Annotated in this window: 11 protein-coding genes; 5 read left to right on the forward strand and 6 right to left on the reverse strand. The window is 60.7% G+C overall.

From position 1 onward, the window contains the following. The first annotated feature begins 320 nt into the window (after nucleotides 1–320). Entirely contained in the window at nucleotides 321–1,160 is an 840-nt protein-coding gene (locus tag FJ986_RS27435) for a GNAT family N-acetyltransferase (RefSeq protein ID WP_140523333.1), read from the forward strand. Between the two features lie 13 nt (nucleotides 1,161–1,173). Further along, the gene (locus FJ986_RS27440; RefSeq protein ID WP_140523335.1) at nucleotides 1,174–2,550 is read left to right on the forward strand and encodes an aspartate aminotransferase family protein; all 1,377 of its coding nucleotides are present in this window, start codon (nucleotides 1,174–1,176) and stop codon (nucleotides 2,548–2,550) included. Nucleotides 2,551–2,723: 173 nt separating this feature from the next. On the opposite strand, the gene FJ986_RS27445 is transcribed toward FJ986_RS27440, so the two are convergent. From FJ986_RS27445 to FJ986_RS27475, 6 genes are all read right to left on the reverse strand, one after another. After that, nucleotides 2,724–3,200, reverse strand: coding sequence for an Lrp/AsnC family transcriptional regulator (locus FJ986_RS27445; protein ID WP_140499549.1), 477 nt, complete (start codon nucleotides 3,198–3,200; stop codon nucleotides 2,724–2,726). 10 nt (nucleotides 3,201–3,210) lie between these two features. Then, entirely contained in the window at nucleotides 3,211–4,284 is a 1,074-nt protein-coding gene (locus tag FJ986_RS27450; RefSeq protein WP_140523338.1) for a tartrate dehydrogenase, read from the reverse strand. Between the two features lie 80 nt (nucleotides 4,285–4,364). Beyond that, entirely contained in the window at nucleotides 4,365–5,690 is a 1,326-nt protein-coding gene (locus tag FJ986_RS27455; RefSeq protein ID WP_140555434.1) for an FAD-binding oxidoreductase, read from the reverse strand. A gap of 795 nt (nucleotides 5,691–6,485) precedes the next feature. Beyond that, nucleotides 6,486–7,550 (reverse strand): cupin domain-containing protein, encoded by a 1,065-nt coding sequence (locus FJ986_RS27465; protein ID WP_140499543.1) that lies wholly within the window; start codon nucleotides 7,548–7,550, stop codon nucleotides 6,486–6,488. A 21-nt stretch (nucleotides 7,551–7,571) separates the two neighbouring features. Then, on the reverse strand, nucleotides 7,572–8,564 hold the full coding sequence (pdxA, locus tag FJ986_RS27470) for a 4-hydroxythreonine-4-phosphate dehydrogenase PdxA (RefSeq protein ID WP_140523343.1): 993 nt from the start codon (nucleotides 8,562–8,564) through the stop codon (nucleotides 7,572–7,574). Further along, the gene (locus tag FJ986_RS27475; RefSeq protein ID WP_140499539.1) at nucleotides 8,561–9,607 is read right to left on the reverse strand and encodes a four-carbon acid sugar kinase family protein; all 1,047 of its coding nucleotides are present in this window, start codon (nucleotides 9,605–9,607) and stop codon (nucleotides 8,561–8,563) included. Before FJ986_RS27475 ends, pdxA begins: the two co-directional genes overlap by 4 nt. Nucleotides 9,608–9,680: 73 nt before the next feature. Here FJ986_RS27475 and FJ986_RS27480 point away from each other — a divergent pair, with 73 nt between their 5' ends. The 3 genes from FJ986_RS27480 (at nucleotide 9,681) to FJ986_RS27490 (ending at nucleotide 14,718) form a co-directional block, all read left to right on the forward strand. Next, complete coding sequence (locus tag FJ986_RS27480; RefSeq protein ID WP_140499537.1) at nucleotides 9,681–10,568, forward strand: LysR family transcriptional regulator; 888 nt, start codon at nucleotides 9,681–9,683, stop codon at nucleotides 10,566–10,568. Nucleotides 10,569–11,359: 791 nt separating this feature from the next. After that, the gene (locus FJ986_RS27485; RefSeq protein ID WP_140499535.1) at nucleotides 11,360–13,024 is read left to right on the forward strand and encodes an ABC transporter ATP-binding protein; all 1,665 of its coding nucleotides are present in this window, start codon (nucleotides 11,360–11,362) and stop codon (nucleotides 13,022–13,024) included. A gap of 23 nt (nucleotides 13,025–13,047) precedes the next feature. Then, on the forward strand, nucleotides 13,048–14,718 hold the full coding sequence (locus FJ986_RS27490; RefSeq protein WP_140499533.1) for a peptide ABC transporter substrate-binding protein: 1,671 nt from the start codon (nucleotides 13,048–13,050) through the stop codon (nucleotides 14,716–14,718). The last annotated feature ends 78 nt before the right edge of the window (nucleotides 14,719–14,796 follow it).

A 14,796-nucleotide genomic window follows, 5' to 3' on the forward strand; every position in this document is an offset into this window, starting at 1 on the left:
GGCGTCGATCCTTCCAATCTTTCGGCACTGCGTGCCTTTAACAGCGAGGATCATAATGAGAGCCGAACAAGACGAGTCGCCGCATTCGATGCGCCCCGAAGCAGATTGTTTCGTATCGCGGTAGAGCCTTGGCAGAGAGTTGCGCCCGAGACCGTTTCGGTCTGCGAGGGGAGCGCGATCGGCCCGCTGTCCGTCCGCATAACATGCGGCGCCGGCGGCAAAGGAAAGTCAAAACACCTATCGCTCAGCTCCTGGTCGGAAGGAACTGCTGTCTGCGGCAGCCTACCTTGAGCTCAGAGAATTCAGGCCCGGACTGAACCATGACCACGCAGCAAATTACGCTGGAAACGATGACATTCGCGCATCTGAGGGATGCTCTCGAATTGTCACGTCATGTTGAATGGCCGCACCGTCGTGAAGACTGGGAACTGATGCAATCGCTCAGCCAAGGCGTCGTTGTCCAGGAGGAAGGACGCGTGGTGGGGACGATCTTGATGACGCCCTATGGCGACGATGCCGCCACCGTCAACATGGTCATTGTCGATGCCGCAATGCGTGGTCGCGGGCTCGGTCGCAAGCTGATGGAGGAGGCGCTTGCCAAGGCAGGCGGGCGCACCTGCTATTTGGTGGCGACGCAGGAAGGGCTCGCGCTCTACGAGAAGCTGGGATTCGTCGCGACCGGCAAGATCGTGCAACACCAGGGCCTGGCGCCGTCTGTAGACGCACCGGCACATGTGTCATGGGGCAAGGACGGCGACCACGCGCGCCTTGTTGCTCTGGATCGCGCGGCGTTTGGTCATGACCGGTCGGCGCTCATGCGCTCGTTGCGCGAGCGCGCGAAGTTCGCCGTCGTTCGCGATGAAGGCAATGTTCAGGCGTTTGCCGCAGTTCGTCGGTTTGGCCGAGGGCTGGTGATTGGGCCGGTGGTGGGGAGGAAGCTTCACGAAGCGAGATGCCTGATCGACTTCCTGCTGGCCGACAGTGCGGGCGAGTTTGTCCGTATCGACACCGACGAATCCACGGCTCTCGGCGAGTGGCTCACCCGTCGCGGGCTGGCCCACGTCGGCGGTGGCATCACGATGCGACGAACCGCAGACGAGCCGAAGGTCGAAATCAGGTCACACCAAACTTATGCGCTCGTTAGTCAGGCGCTAGGCTGAATCGGAGGAAGAAATGCTGGCCAACTCATTGATCGAACTCGATCGTGCACATCTGGTTCACCCATTTTCAAGCTATCGGAGCCATGAAGAGACGGGCGTGCGGGTGCTCAAATCCGCCAAGGGCGCAACGGTGACCGAGGCAAGCGGGAAAACCTTGCTGGACGGGTTCGCGGGTCTCTGGTGTGTCAACATCGGATACGGGCAAGAAAGCGTCGTCGAAGCAGCGGCGAAGCAGCTAAGAGAGCTTCCTTATGCGACAGGATATTTCGGGCTAGGATCTGAGCCCGCCATTCGTCTCGCAGCGCGCCTTGCCGAACTGGCGCCTGGCGATCTGAACTATGTCTATTTCACGCTGGGCGGTTCCGACGCGATTGACAGCACGATCCGTTTCGTTCGCTATTACTACCATGCCAAGGGGACGCCGCGAAAAGACCAGTTTATCTCGGTCGAGTATGGCTACCATGGATCCTCTACGGTTGGCGCAGGTCTGACCGCGCTTCCGGCTTTCCATGCTGGCTTCGGCGTGCCTTACGACTGGCAGCACAAGATACCTTCGCACTACGCCTATCGCAATCCGGTCGGTTCCGACCCGCAGGCGATCATCAACGCATCGGTCGCGGCACTGCGGGACAAGATCGCCGAACTGGGTGCTGATCGCGTCGCGGCCTTCTACGCCGAACCCATCCAGGGTTCGGGCGGTGTCCTGGTTCCACCGGCAGGCTGGCTGAAGGCACTGCACGCCGTGTGCAAAGAACACGACGTCTTGTTCGTTGCCGACGAAGTCATCACCGCCTTCGGCCGCACCGGGCCCCTGTTCGCATGTGAGGAAGACGAGGTCGTGCCGGATTTGATGACCACGGCAAAAGGACTGACGTCGGGCTACGTGCCGATGGGCGCCGTCTTCATGACCGACCATGTTTACAATACGATCGCGGACGGGGCCGGCAAAACGGCTGTCGGCCACGGCTATACCTACTCAGCCCATCCGGTGAGCGCGGCGGTCGGGCTGGAATGCCTGCGTCTCTATGAAGATGGCTTGCTCGAGAACGGCCGGAAGGCCGGGAGGCGCCTGATGAAGGGCCTCCGCTCGCTCGCCGATCACCCGCTGGTTGGCGATATTCGCGGTCGCGGCATGCTGGCCGCGGTCGAACTGGTGACCGACAAGGCGCGCAAAACGCCGCTGCCGGCGGCGGCAGATCCGGGACGCCGCATCTTCGACCGCGCTTGGGAGAATGGCCTTGTCATTCGCGCCTTCAACAGCGGCATTCTCGGCTTTGCACCACCGCTCTGCTGCACGGACGACGAAATCGATGGTATCCTGGAACGCACCCGGATGACGCTGGATCAAACCCTCGAAGACAAGGATGTGCGGGCGGCGATGAAGGGCTGATCCTCGCCATCGCCGGAGCTCCCCCGTCCAGGCGGCAGACGCCGAGCGGGGACGAAGCAAACCCTCAGGGTGGTGCCGCATTCCGCCAGGTGCCAAGCAAGTTGCAGCTATGGGACCTCAGCAGAAGAAAACACCGGCGCGCGCTCCAGGTGTTCAGACCGCGGAGCGGCTTTTCATTTGTCGAAAATGACATCGAGAGGCAAATGGGATTTTACGATCGGTGACTTCAGCACGACGAAGCTGAAATATTTGTCGATCCCGATATCCAGTTCGAGCATGCGCTCCATGATCGTCTGATACTCGCTTATGCCCGCTGTGACGAACTTCACAAGATAATCATACCCGCCCGAAATCAGATGGCATTCGATGACGGAATCCACTTTCTGAACGGCTGTGAGAAACCTCGCGAAGTCGTTTTGTTGATGGTGCTTGAGCGTGACCTCGGTGAAGATCGTTAGAGTCTGTCCGAGCTTGGACACATCGATCTGGGCGGAATAGCCGGTAATGAAGCCTTCCGCCTGAAGCTTTTTCACCCGCATCAGGCAAGGGCTCGGCGAGAGGTTGACCAGGTCGGCAAGCTCGACGTTGGTGACCCGCCCGTTCTTTTGCAGTTGGGATAAGATCTTGATGTCGATCTTGTCGAGCTTCATCGCAAACCTGTCACACGTTCGAACTGCGGATCGTCCGGCAGACGGCGTCCGTCACGTCCTGCGTGGTCGCTGTGCCACCCACGTCCGGCGTCAGCACGCCCTCACTGGTCACTGTTTCCACTGCGCTCATCAACCGGACGGAGGCTGCGCTTTCGCCCAGATGTTCGAGCATCTGGGCAGCGGTCCAGAAGGTGGCGACCGGGTTGGCAATACCTTTGCCGGCGATGTCGAAGGCCGATCCGTGAATTGGCTCGAACATCGAGGGGTAGCGCCGCTCGGGATCAATGTTGGCGGTCGGTGCAACGCCGAGACTGCCCGCCAGCGCGCCCGCAAGGTCCGACAAAATGTCGGCGTGAAGATTGGTGGCGACGATCGTATCGAGGCTGCGAGGTTTGAGTGTCATACGCACCGTCATAGCATCAACCAGCATCTTGTCCCACGAGACGTCTGGGAACTCTTGCGCCACCTCGGCTGCGATTTCATCCCACATTACCATGCCGTGACGCTGCGCGTTGGATTTCGTAACCACAGTCAGGAGCTTTCGCGGCCGTGACCGCGCCAGCCGGAATGCATAGCGCATGATGCGCGTGACCCCGACGCGCGTGAAGATCGCGACTTCGGTTCCGACCTCCTCTGGGAGGCCGCGGTGGGCACGGCCGCCATGGCCGGAATACTCACCCTCCGAATTCTCCCGCACGATCACCCAATCCAGATCGCCGGGGCCAACGCCCGCCAGCGGCGAAACGATGCCCGGCAATATCCTGGTCGGCCGCACATTCGCGTATTGATCAAAGCCTTGGCAGATCGGCAGCCGGAGACCCCAAAGCGTGATGTCGTCGGGCACATCGGGAGCGCCGACCGCACCAAAGAAGATGGCATCGAAGCGCTTCAGTTGCGCCACTCCATCTTCGGGCATCATCCGGCCATTGGCCTTGTAGTAGTCCGAGCCCCAGTCGAAGTGCTGGACGCGCAGCTTGAAGTCGCCGCAGCGCTGCTGCAGCGCCTCAAGCGCCTGGAGACCGGCGGCGATCACCTCCGGGCCGATCCCGTCGGCAGGAATGGCGGCAATCTCGTATTCGCGCATCGTCACTTCCCTGTTTTCAGCACGGCTGCTCGCAGCCTTAATCTCGTGTGCGACCGATTGTTACCTGTAAGTTGATCTTCTCAGAATTCAGCGACCTTGCCCCACGCAGCGGTCTTCAGGCGTTCGGGCCTATAAGGACGCGGGTCGACAATAGGCTCGCTGCCTGTAATGATGTCGGCGATCATATGCCCCGCGCCGGGGCCAATGCCGAAGCCGTGACCACTGAATCCCGCCGCCAGGATGAAGCCCGGAATCCCCTCCACTTCACCGATCGCGGGAATGCCGTCGGGTGTACTGTCGATATAGCCCGCCCAGGCATCGGAGATTGCGACGCGCTGGAGTTCGGGGATCAATTCACAGGCTCTTCGATATGTCAGTCGAATCTGTCCCATGTCGGGCTTCGGGTCGAGAATCCGGTTCCGTTCCATTGGCGTAATATCGTCAAGGCCCCATTTGCGCAGGCTTTCATGGCCTTGGCGCCAGCCCTCGAAGGCGCCCGGGGCGAGATTGCGCCAGCGGCGGGCGAACATCGGGATAAACTCGCGGCTGAACCTGAACTGCTGCGGCGTTGGATCGACGCGAGCCCGCCCGCTGATAGCCAGCGTGTATCCACCGTTGCTGCGCCGCGTCAGCGAGACGCTCGCTGTATGCAGGGCATCGGGCAGGCCGCTTGCGCCTGGCGCCACGGCTAGAATGGATTGACGCACGGCAGCTTGCGGGAAGCGCATACCAAGCTGGTTGCAGAAGGAGGAAGCCCACGCGCCTCCGGACATGACCGCGGTCTTCGTACGGATGGTTCCCGCTTCCGTAACGACGCCACTGACCCTGCCAGCGCTCAACTCCAGCCCGCGCGCCGCGCAATGCTGATGGACGGTACCGCCGGCCGCCATGATACCGCGGGCGGCAACCGGCACTGCCTTGGACGGATCCGCCGTTCCGTCAGTCGGTGAGAAAACGCCGCCCTTCCACTTGCGTCCGGTCACCTTGCCCTTCTCGGTGGCTTCCTCCGCGCTCAGCACATGCGTCGTAACGCCCACTGTCCCGGCGAAGTCACGCCACTTCGCCCAGCCCGCCAGCTCATTTTCGTCTTGTGAGAGATAGAGGAGCCCGCACCGGCGAAATCCAGTGTTCTCGCCAGTCTCCTGTGCCACCTTCTCCCAGAGATCGAGGCTCTTGGTCGCCATCGGCAGCTCGCGCGCATCACGGTTCTGCTGGCGGCACCAGCCCCAGTTTCGACTGGACTGCTCGGCGGCCACCCGCCCTTTCTCGACCAGGGCGACGCTGAAGCCGCGGCGTGCGAGATAATACGCCGTGAACACGCCCACGACGCCGCCGCCGATCACGACGACGTCCGCCTCGCGGGGCAGGGAAGGGCTGCACTCGATGTGCATTAGCGGCGCGGGCATCTACGGGACTCCGGTTACTCTGAAGCATTCTAACCCGCGCCGAGAATAGACAGGCTGCGGAGTTGTGTGCCTGGACGGAATATCCTGCGGTTAGTGAGCCTTAGGACATGCAAATTATTGCGTGAAAAGCTCGCTGGCGTCCCACCTCACAGAGGGGAGGTAGGCTGAAGCCTCAAAGCCATCTCGTGTGAAGGGGCGTCGATTGCGTAAGCGGCCTATGGGGTCGAATCCCACGTGCCCGCATGGCAATCCGCGCCGTCGCTGGAGAAGACGTTGTCGCTGCGGCATTGCGGGGCCGGGCCAAGCAAGGCCTCGGCCGGTAGCGAAGCAGACGGCTTGATGTCGGCGTCGGCGAACAGTTGGACAAGGCCGGGCTTCGTCGGTTTGTCGCAAGCGGCTGCGCAGAACGAAAACCGCACGCCTGATCCGCTCTGGATCCGAAGCGCGGTGCCACATCCGATGACAACGCCCGCTTGCGGCCCGAGCACCAGCGGGCCGTCCCGGTCGCCGTGGGGATCAGCTCTCCTTCCACCACGACGATGGTTTCGATGTGGGGGAAGCTTGCGACTTCGAGCTCACCAATAAAGCTGGTTCGGCCCACGATCATCGAGTCCGGTCCTTCCCAGGCGATTTCGCGATGCCCCACCAAGGGGTCGTCCTTGCCGAACGCTGCCCTGCGGAAAGAGCTTGCAACGGGTGCGCCGTCGGCGCGATGCAGCACTATAGCCACGGTCATGATTGCTCTTGCGCCTTGCGTCATGATTTCACTGAAACCTAGCAGTCGGTTCCGTCGTGCTAAGCAGTCAACTGGGATCGCTCAGAGTGTGCGAGATCAGTTCCCGCGGGTGGGTAGCAGGGTAGAGCGGTTGACGTTGCCAGCAACACTTCACATCCTTCCTCGCCCAAGGCCACCGCACTGTGCTCAACGCCATATGGAACGACGATGAACTCTCCGGGTTCGATGATCTCTTCACGGTCACGAAATTTCATGAGCAGGCGTCCCCGGTGAACGAAGAACAGCTGATCGTCGTGCTGCCGAAATGACCAGTTAGAGCTTCCCTTGAACAGGGCGACCTGGATTTGCATGTTGTTGACATGCACCTCGACTTTAGGCTCCCAAGGCGCGTGCAGCCCGGCAAACTCAATTGACAAATTCTTCTTGTGAATTGGCGAAAGGTGCTTGTTCAGGGCAGCGACGTCGCGAATGATCGCGGTGAGTTGGCTTGGTAGGTCATTCCCATTGGCCGGGTACTTGCCATCCAAAGCCGCAGTCCCAATCGTAAAACCAGCTGCGCCTGCGCTTTGGACGACTGCGATTCGTTCAGGGGTGTCGATCGAACCTGCAATGTAGACAGGCTTGGTGACCGCAGCGCAGACAGCCTTCATCAACTCGGGCACGTTCTGCGCCGAACGGTATGCCAGCAGGTCCAGGCCATGCACTCCATCGCGCCCTGCAATCGTCTTGGCACTTTCGACAATTTCGTCGATGGCGCCTTCAAGCACGCTCGGATGACCGGCAATCCGACCCGGAAACGGGAAGTACTGGATGCCGGTGTCCCTGAGGATCGGCAGCACATCGTCGACCCGCGTGCCACCAAGAAGAACGTCAACGCCGATTGCGGCAGCTGCCTTTGCCGAAGCAATTTCGCTTTCGCGGTCCAGTGACACGACTTCCAGATAGGAAGTTGCACCGCCCGTCCTGATGGCTGCATTGAGGCCTTTCAGCTGCTCGATCGGCACGCCGATGTCTTTGAACCCGATGTGCCGCACGCCAAAGCTGAGCGCGGTTTGAAGTTGCTGCGACGCGTCCGGAACCGTGCGGTCATTGCGCGTAAGCATGAAGATAAAGCGTAACCCCATCGGTGGTGGTTCCTTTCGAATCTAGTTCGTTTTGGTTCGCGCCGCTACCAGCCGCTTGGCGTAGGCAAGCGCCGTTTCCAAGCTGGCCTGGTCTGCAATCCCCCGGCCCGCGATGTCGAAGGCCGTGCCATGATCTGGGCTGGTGCGGACGAACGGCAGGCCAAGCGTGATGTTCACGCCCTTTTCCAGCCCGAGATACTTCACAGGGATCAGCCCTTGATCGTGGTATTGTGCCACCACAACATCGAATCGGCCTTGACGTGCTTGCATGAAGACGGTGTCGCCCGGATAAGGGCCAGTGGCGTCGATGCCCTCGGCTCGGGCCGCGTCGATTGCAGGTTGTATGATCCGGATTTCCTCGTCCCCGAAGAGGCCGCCTTCACCTGCGTGCGGATTGAGACCTGCTACGGCGACACGCGGGATCGCGAAGCCGAGAGCTTTTCCACCGTCGTGGGCGAGCCGAATGGCGGATAGCTGAGCGTCGAAATCGCCCTGTTCGATCGCCTTGCTCAGCGACGTGTGGATCGTGACGAGCACCGTGCGGATGTCATCGTTCGCAAGCATCATCGCCACGCGCTTGGCGCAGCCGTAGTCGGCCAGAATTTCGGTATGGCCGGGGTAGCGGATTCCCGCGCTGGCCATCGCCTCTTTATTGATCGGGGCCGTGACGATGCCGCTCACTTGTCCGGACTTCGCTGCTGCGATCGCTGCAACGATGGCGTCGAAGGCCGCCTGCCCGGAGATCGCGCTGATACGCCCGATTGGTGGGGACCCGGTAATGCGGGTGGTTTCGATAACTTCAATTCGCCGCGGCTCGAATTGAGCTGCATCGGCAGCGTTGATGCGTCGCACCTCGATGTTCAACCCGAGCCGGCGTACAATATCCTGCATGACAACATAGCTGCCGAACACGACGACGCGTTCGCCGCCCTTCGCAAGCACCTTCGCCACGATCTCCGGTCCAATGCCGGAGGCGTCGCCCATCGTGAGAGCAAGCGGGGGAATGTTCTTCATTGGGTTGCTCCACGTATCCGCGCGACGGCGCGCGTCAGGGCGTCGTCACTGCCAAAGCCACCGGCCTTCATCGCGAACAGGAGCGAGCGCCCATCGCCAAGCCTGGCGAGACCAAGTGGGAATCCGGGATCGAGTTCTTGCAGGATCTCGAACTCACGGACGTTGAGAAGATCCAGGATCGCGTCCATCGTGTCGCCGCCGGTGGCGATCAAAGCGCCGAAGCGTGGGCTTTGAAGCTCTTGCGCTGCGTCTTGTGCGATACGGCGCAGCACCGCTGCCGAGTCCGCCTCGCGCGCCCTTGGTCCGCGCAGCAGCATCACGCCCCTGACCTCCTGGAGTTGGTCTGCCTGCTGATGACTGCGCAAATTTGCGCTCCCAATGACGACCAAGACATCGCTACTGATGCCATCGAGCAATGGCGGTGGGGTCTTCGCTTGCACAAAACGCCGCGATAGGGCTGCAGCCATTCCGGGAGAACCAACCCAAAGGACCGACTCTGGATCCTCGATGGAAGCAATCTGCGAATCGAGTTCTTCCTGCGTTTCTGCATCAAGCAGCCTGACATTCTTGATGCAGTTGGGGACCAGGTCGACTAGCGCGGAATGCCGCACGGGATGCACGGGGTCATGGCTATACGCACTTTCCGACACCGGGATGCCGTCAACGAACTGAATGCCCCTCACTGTCGTACGTCCGGCCTGGGGGAACGCCGGCGCGAAGAGCAGCGATTTGCGGCCGCTCGCCGCAAAACATGCTTCAAGCTCCTCCGTTATGTGGCCGCGTAGAGTGGAGTCCACCGTTTTATAGAGCACGGCACGGCTGGCAAGTCGTGCGGTCAATCGAGCGACCGCCTCGAACGCTTGCGACGAAGTAGCAGACCGCGAACCGCTATCGACTGCGATTACCGCTGCCGCTTGGTTCGGAAGCTGGCGTCTGCCGATCGATGCAGTCAAGCCGCGGGCGACGAAAGGTGCTGCGCCATCTGCCGCGCTGGTGAGGTCATCGGCGAGGACCGCTATGCTGGGTTGATGATGGGTGCGCATGCATCAATTAACAAAACGTCGCCAAGTATGAATAGCGATAGTTTCTGACGAAATCGGTGATAGATTGTCACTGATGGATCGCTCGGACATACCTTCGCTCGACGACCTGCGAGCGTTCGAAGCAACAGCGCGGCTGGGTTCGGTCCGGCTTGCAGCAGACTCGCTTGCGCTCACGCACGGCGCCGTGAGTCGCCGTATCACCAAACTCGCCCATGACATCGGGGTCAGGTTGTTTGAAAAGAATGGGCGAGGCCTGCGGCTCACCCCGGCTGGCGAGACACTCAACCTGACTCTCGGGAAGTTCTTCGGTGAGTTGGCCACCACAGTGCAAAGCCTGCGTACCGCCAATGCCGGGAAGAATGCCCTTGTGCTCTCCTGCGAGCCTTCAGTTGCCATGCGTTGGCTTATTCCGCGCCTGGCGGCGCTTCAAGTGGCGCATCCGAACATGGCCCTCCACCTCTCCGTGGGTGGTGGGCTTGTGGAATTTCGCAAGAAACAGGTCGATCTCGCTATTCGACGGCTGGACTTCGCTGTGCCCGAGACATGGAACGTCCGGACCCTTTTCCCCGAAACGGTTGGGCCCGTTATGAGGCCGGAAGTGGTGCCAGCGTTCGAACGTGGCGACTATCTCGCTCTCGGGTCGAAGACTCGACCTGACGCGTGGGCGCAATGGCTGAAGACCCATCCGTCGGCGCGTCGACCCACAGAAATGCGATACTACGACAATCACGCGCTGATCGTCGAGGCAGCGTCCGCAGGCTTGGGTGTAGCCCTCAGTCCGCTCGTACTCGCGGTTGACGATGTGGAACGAGGAAGCCTGGCGGCGCCTGCTGGCTTTGACCCCGACGGCAGTCAATATGGGTTGATATGGTTGGGGTCGAGTGAACTGCAAGGTGTGGAGTTTGAACTCGCAGAGTGGCTCCAAGCGCAGTTCAGCGGCCTGAGCCCCCAGCACCTTTGAAAGAGCGCCCTGCGAGCTTCGCCTAGCTGAATGTGGTCGACCGGCATCGAAAAGCAGCAACCGAGCATTGATAGGCCGGGTAGAGTTTCTCGATGAGCGGCACAGTTTGCCGTGCTTGGTTCCGCACTACCATTTTACAGGCATCCTGATGAGGCATCGCATGGGCGCATCACGGGCTTCGTACAGGTGACGCCGGTTACTACCTACCTTCAACGCCTGGATGGGTGCCAATCCATTTCAAATGCGGAAAATCCCGGCGCGGCGGATCGTGCAAATTCCTGTGACAAGGAATGCCGTGCCCGCCTTGGACAGGTCGGCACGGCGGCTGGCCTCATTGCTCATTCATTTTTGGGGCAATCACTCTCAGACTCTCACCTATCCCACGCTATCATCATCAGGCCAAACAGAGTGAAATGCCAATTCGGACGCTCTTTTCAGAAGTTCGTGCTGCTCGCGGGCCAAGTTTCGATGACTCTGCGGAAACAGAACAGTCAAACTGGCTGAAAGAACGGAGCCAACCTCTTTATGGCGGGCAGGCTCCAGAGGACATCCGATAAGGCACAGTTTGCCCCATCGGTGAGTTCTCCAAGAAAAGGGAACACAGTTCGGTACACGGCCGGATTTTCATAAGGGAGTGGCCTGGATGAGCAGAACCCGTCTCTCGCGGCCTCAGCGTGCGAAGCGTCGAGATGCCCAGGCTACGGCTGTTGCGGTGAGGCGCTTCTGCTCAAAGGGCGATGATGCGGTCCGCAACAGCGTGGACCCGCTCGGTTGAAGGGGATCTGATCCAGATGGTCGCAAGCATCCAGGCTGTTGCCCCCCATGACATAGCGCTTTCGGTGCGCGATCTGACCGTAAGCCTGCCGGCCGGGATGGAGCGGGTCCATGCGGTCGAGAATATCTCGTTCGATCTGAAACGCGGCCAGATCCTCTGCATCATAGGCGAGTCCGGATCAGGCAAGTCGGTCACGGCGAACGCGATCATGGGGCTCCTGCCCAAGGTGATCCGCCTCTCATCGGGTTCAATACAGTTGGAGGGGATGAACATCATCGGCATGTCGCCCGACAAGCTGCGCAACCTGCGTGGTCGGGTCGTGTCGATGATCTTTCAGGATCCGCTCTCGGCGCTCAATCCCCTGATGACCGTGGGCGCGCAGATTGACGAGGTCATGGCCGCGCATGGATACGGCACGCCAAAAACCTGCCGCGACCGCGCCATCGAGCTGCTCACTGAAGTGGGCCTGCCTGACCCCGAACTCATGTATCATCAGTACCCTTTCCGGCTTTCGGGCGGGCAGCGACAGCGCGTCATGATCGCCATGGCCTTGGCGCTCGAGCCGACGGTGCTGATCGCCGATGAGCCAACCACTGCGCTCGACGTGACCACCCAGGCACAGATTCTGGAGTTGATCCGCGACATTCAGCGCCGCAAGGGCATGAGCGTGATGTTCATCACCCACGATTTTGGCGTGGTGGCGGAGATCGCCGACAGCGTCGTGGTGATGGAAAAAGGTCACATCGTCGAGCAGGGCAGCGCCGAGCAGGTGCTGAAGTCGCCCAAGCATCCCTATACGCAGCGCCTGATCGCGGCCGTACCGCATCTGACCGGCGAAGATCGCCCTCGTGCGGAAGCCGCCAGCAAGGAGCCGATCCTGAAAGTCGAAGGTCTGGTGAAGACCTATCGTGGCGGCAGCGCGCTATTCGGAGCGCAGCGGATTGTGATGGCGGTGAACGAGGTTTCGTTCGAACTGGCGCAAGGCCGCACCCTGGGCGTCGTAGGCGAGAGCGGTTCAGGAAAATCCTCGCTGGGCCGGCTTCTGATCAAATTGCTGGACAGCGACGGCGGCGAGATTTTGTTCGAGGGATCTGACATCGCCAAGCTTTCCGAAGCGAAGTTCCGCCCACTTCGACCGCGGATCCAGATGATCTTCCAGGATCCCTTCGCGTCTCTGAACCCACGCTCAACGGTCGGCCATATCATCACGGTCGGTCCGGTGGCACACGGAATGCCTTACGCCCAAGCGCGCGAGGAAGCGCGGGCGCTCCTGGCCCATGTCGGTCTCGATGTCGGCGCCTTCGGCCGCTATCCGCACGAGTTCTCGGGTGGGCAACGCCAGCGCATAGGCATCGCGCGCGCGCTGATGTTCAAACCGAAGCTGCTCATTGCCGATGAGGCGGTTTCCGCGCTCGACGTGTCGATCCAGGCGCAGATCCTGCAGCTTCTGGACCAGATCCAGCGCGAGACTGGCGTATCGATGGTCTTCATCACGCACGACCTGCGAGTCGCCAGCCAAATCTGCGATGAAATCGCCGTGATGCAGAAGGGCCGGATCGTCGAGCGCGGACCGCCCTCGCAGATATTCCTGAACCCGCAAGCAGCCTACACGCGCCAACTCGTGGCGGCGATTCCGGGGGAGCGGCCAGGCAATGCCCGTCCCATTGCAGCAAACGCATGAAAAATAACAAGAGAGGAACTACGATGACCAAAAATGCAACGACTACATCCAACTATTCGAGACGCCAGGCACTCCGACTGATGGCGCTAGGGGGGGCTGCAGGCTTGATCGCGCCCAATCTTCTGGGCAAGTCCGCTTTCGCCAAGACCCCTGCCACGGGCCCGGCCGGTCGCGTCGTCGTCGGCCTCTCACAAGAGCCGACGGTGTTCAATCCGCTGATGGCGCATATCGAAGTCGATGACGCGGTCCATTTCTCGGTTTTCGATGCGTTGGTCAGGATGGATGCCGAAGGTGTCCTTCAGCCGAACCTCGCGGCCGAGGTGCCAAGCCAGAAGAACGGCGGCATTTCGGAGGATGGTCTCAACTGGCGCATCCGGTTACGTGACAATGTTCGCTGGCACGACGGCGAGCCCTTCACGGCCGAGGACGTGAAATTCACCCTTGAGCTCATCACCAACCCGAAATTTCGCGCTTGGCGTACAAGCGGCCATTCGCTCGTGCAGGACATTACGGTGGTTTCGCCCACCGAGATCACCTGGCGGATGAAGGAGGCTTTTGCGCCCTATCTGTCGTTCCTGGCCGAAACCTTCATAGTGCCCAAGCACATCCTGGGGAAAGAGGGCGATCCGAATACAGCGGCGTTCAACCAGGCGCCGATCGGCACCGGCGCTTTCAAGTGGAGCCAACGGGTAGCCGGCGACCATATCGAGCTCGTCGCCAACCCCGAGTATGCCGGCGAGGGCCCCTATGTCGAGCAGCTCATCTTCAAATACATCCCCGATATGACGGTGCTCTACACGCAGTTCAAGAGCGGCGACGTCGACCTGGTCGATCAATCCTACATTACCGCCGACCATTATGCTGAAGCCCGCGAATTGCCAGACCGCGTGGTGACACTGGAGACCGGCGCATCCGTGGAGTCGATCTACCTCAATCTGGGGCGCCCGCAGTTCAAGGACCTGGCAGTGCGCCAGGCGCTTTACGCCGCAATGGACAGGAAAGCGATCGTTGACACGATCTATTACGGCGTGGGCACTCTCACCGAGACCTTCATGCCGAAGGAGTCCTACTACTACAATCCGAACCTGCCCGCGCAGGAATTCAATATGGACCGCGCGCGACAAATTCTGGATGAGGCCGGCTGGGCGCCAGGCCCGGATGGAATTCGCGCCAAGGATGGAGTGCGACTGTCCTTTGCCAATTCGACGACGTCAGGCAACAATCTTCGCGAGCAGACGCAGCAGTTCCTGCAGCAGACGTTTGCCGAGATCGGCGTCGAGATGACGATCTCGAACTTGCCGGCTGCGGTCATGTGGGGCGAATTCTGGCTGAAGTCGCAGTTCGACACCGCCATGGTGGGCGTTACCTATCTGATTGCCGCGGACCCCGACGCCACAAACCGCCTCCATACGAAGGCAATCGCTGCTCAAGGCGGGCACGGTTCGAACACCGGGCAGTATTCCAACCCCGAAGTCGATGCCCTGCTTGAAAAGGGTGCTCGCAGCTTCGATCAGGAAGAGCGGCACGGGATCTATAACCGCGTGCAGGAAGTGGTGCGTCACGATCTGCCCTTCCTGCCGCTGTTAGCGATCACCAACGTGCTCGGACGCAAGGCAGGGTTGGACGGTTTCAAGCCCAATGCCAACACGCGCACCGCGTCGTGGCATGCCGCAGACTGGCGCTGGAAGGCCTGATCCATCCTATTGCCGTCGCCGGATTTCACTGCGGCGACGGCAACAGCCTAAAATCGCCAACCCACAACGGAGGACTCA

The organism is Mesorhizobium sp. B1-1-1, from assembly GCF_006442955.1.
GTDB lineage: Bacteria > Pseudomonadota > Alphaproteobacteria > Rhizobiales > Rhizobiaceae > Mesorhizobium.

Bases quoted from the DNA above. Each gene is read 5' to 3' on its own strand.
- FJ986_RS27445 (WP_140499549.1), bottom strand. From the start codon at position 3,200: ATGAAGCTCGACAAGATCGACATCAAGATCTTATCCCAACTGCAAAAG.
- FJ986_RS27475 (WP_140499539.1), bottom strand. From the start codon at position 9,607: ATGCGCACCCATCATCAACCCAGCATAGCGGTCCTCGCCGATGACCTC.
- FJ986_RS27485 (WP_140499535.1), top strand. From the start codon at position 11,360: ATGGTCGCAAGCATCCAGGCTGTTGCCCCCCATGACATAGCGCTTTCG.
- pdxA (WP_140523343.1), bottom strand. From the start codon at position 8,564: ATGAAGAACATTCCCCCGCTTGCTCTCACGATGGGCGACGCCTCCGGC.
- FJ986_RS27440 (WP_140523335.1), top strand. From the start codon at position 1,174: ATGCTGGCCAACTCATTGATCGAACTCGATCGTGCACATCTGGTTCAC.
- FJ986_RS27480 (WP_140499537.1), top strand. From the start codon at position 9,681: ATGGATCGCTCGGACATACCTTCGCTCGACGACCTGCGAGCGTTCGAA.
- FJ986_RS27435 (WP_140523333.1), top strand. From the start codon at position 321: ATGACCACGCAGCAAATTACGCTGGAAACGATGACATTCGCGCATCTG.
- FJ986_RS27465 (WP_140499543.1), bottom strand. From the start codon at position 7,550: ATGGGGTTACGCTTTATCTTCATGCTTACGCGCAATGACCGCACGGTT.
- FJ986_RS27490 (WP_140499533.1), top strand. From the start codon at position 13,048: ATGACCAAAAATGCAACGACTACATCCAACTATTCGAGACGCCAGGCA.
- FJ986_RS27450 (WP_140523338.1), bottom strand. From the start codon at position 4,284: ATGCGCGAATACGAGATTGCCGCCATTCCTGCCGACGGGATCGGCCCG.
- FJ986_RS27455 (WP_140555434.1), bottom strand. From the start codon at position 5,690: ATGCCCGCGCCGCTAATGCACATCGAGTGCAGCCCTTCCCTGCCCCGC.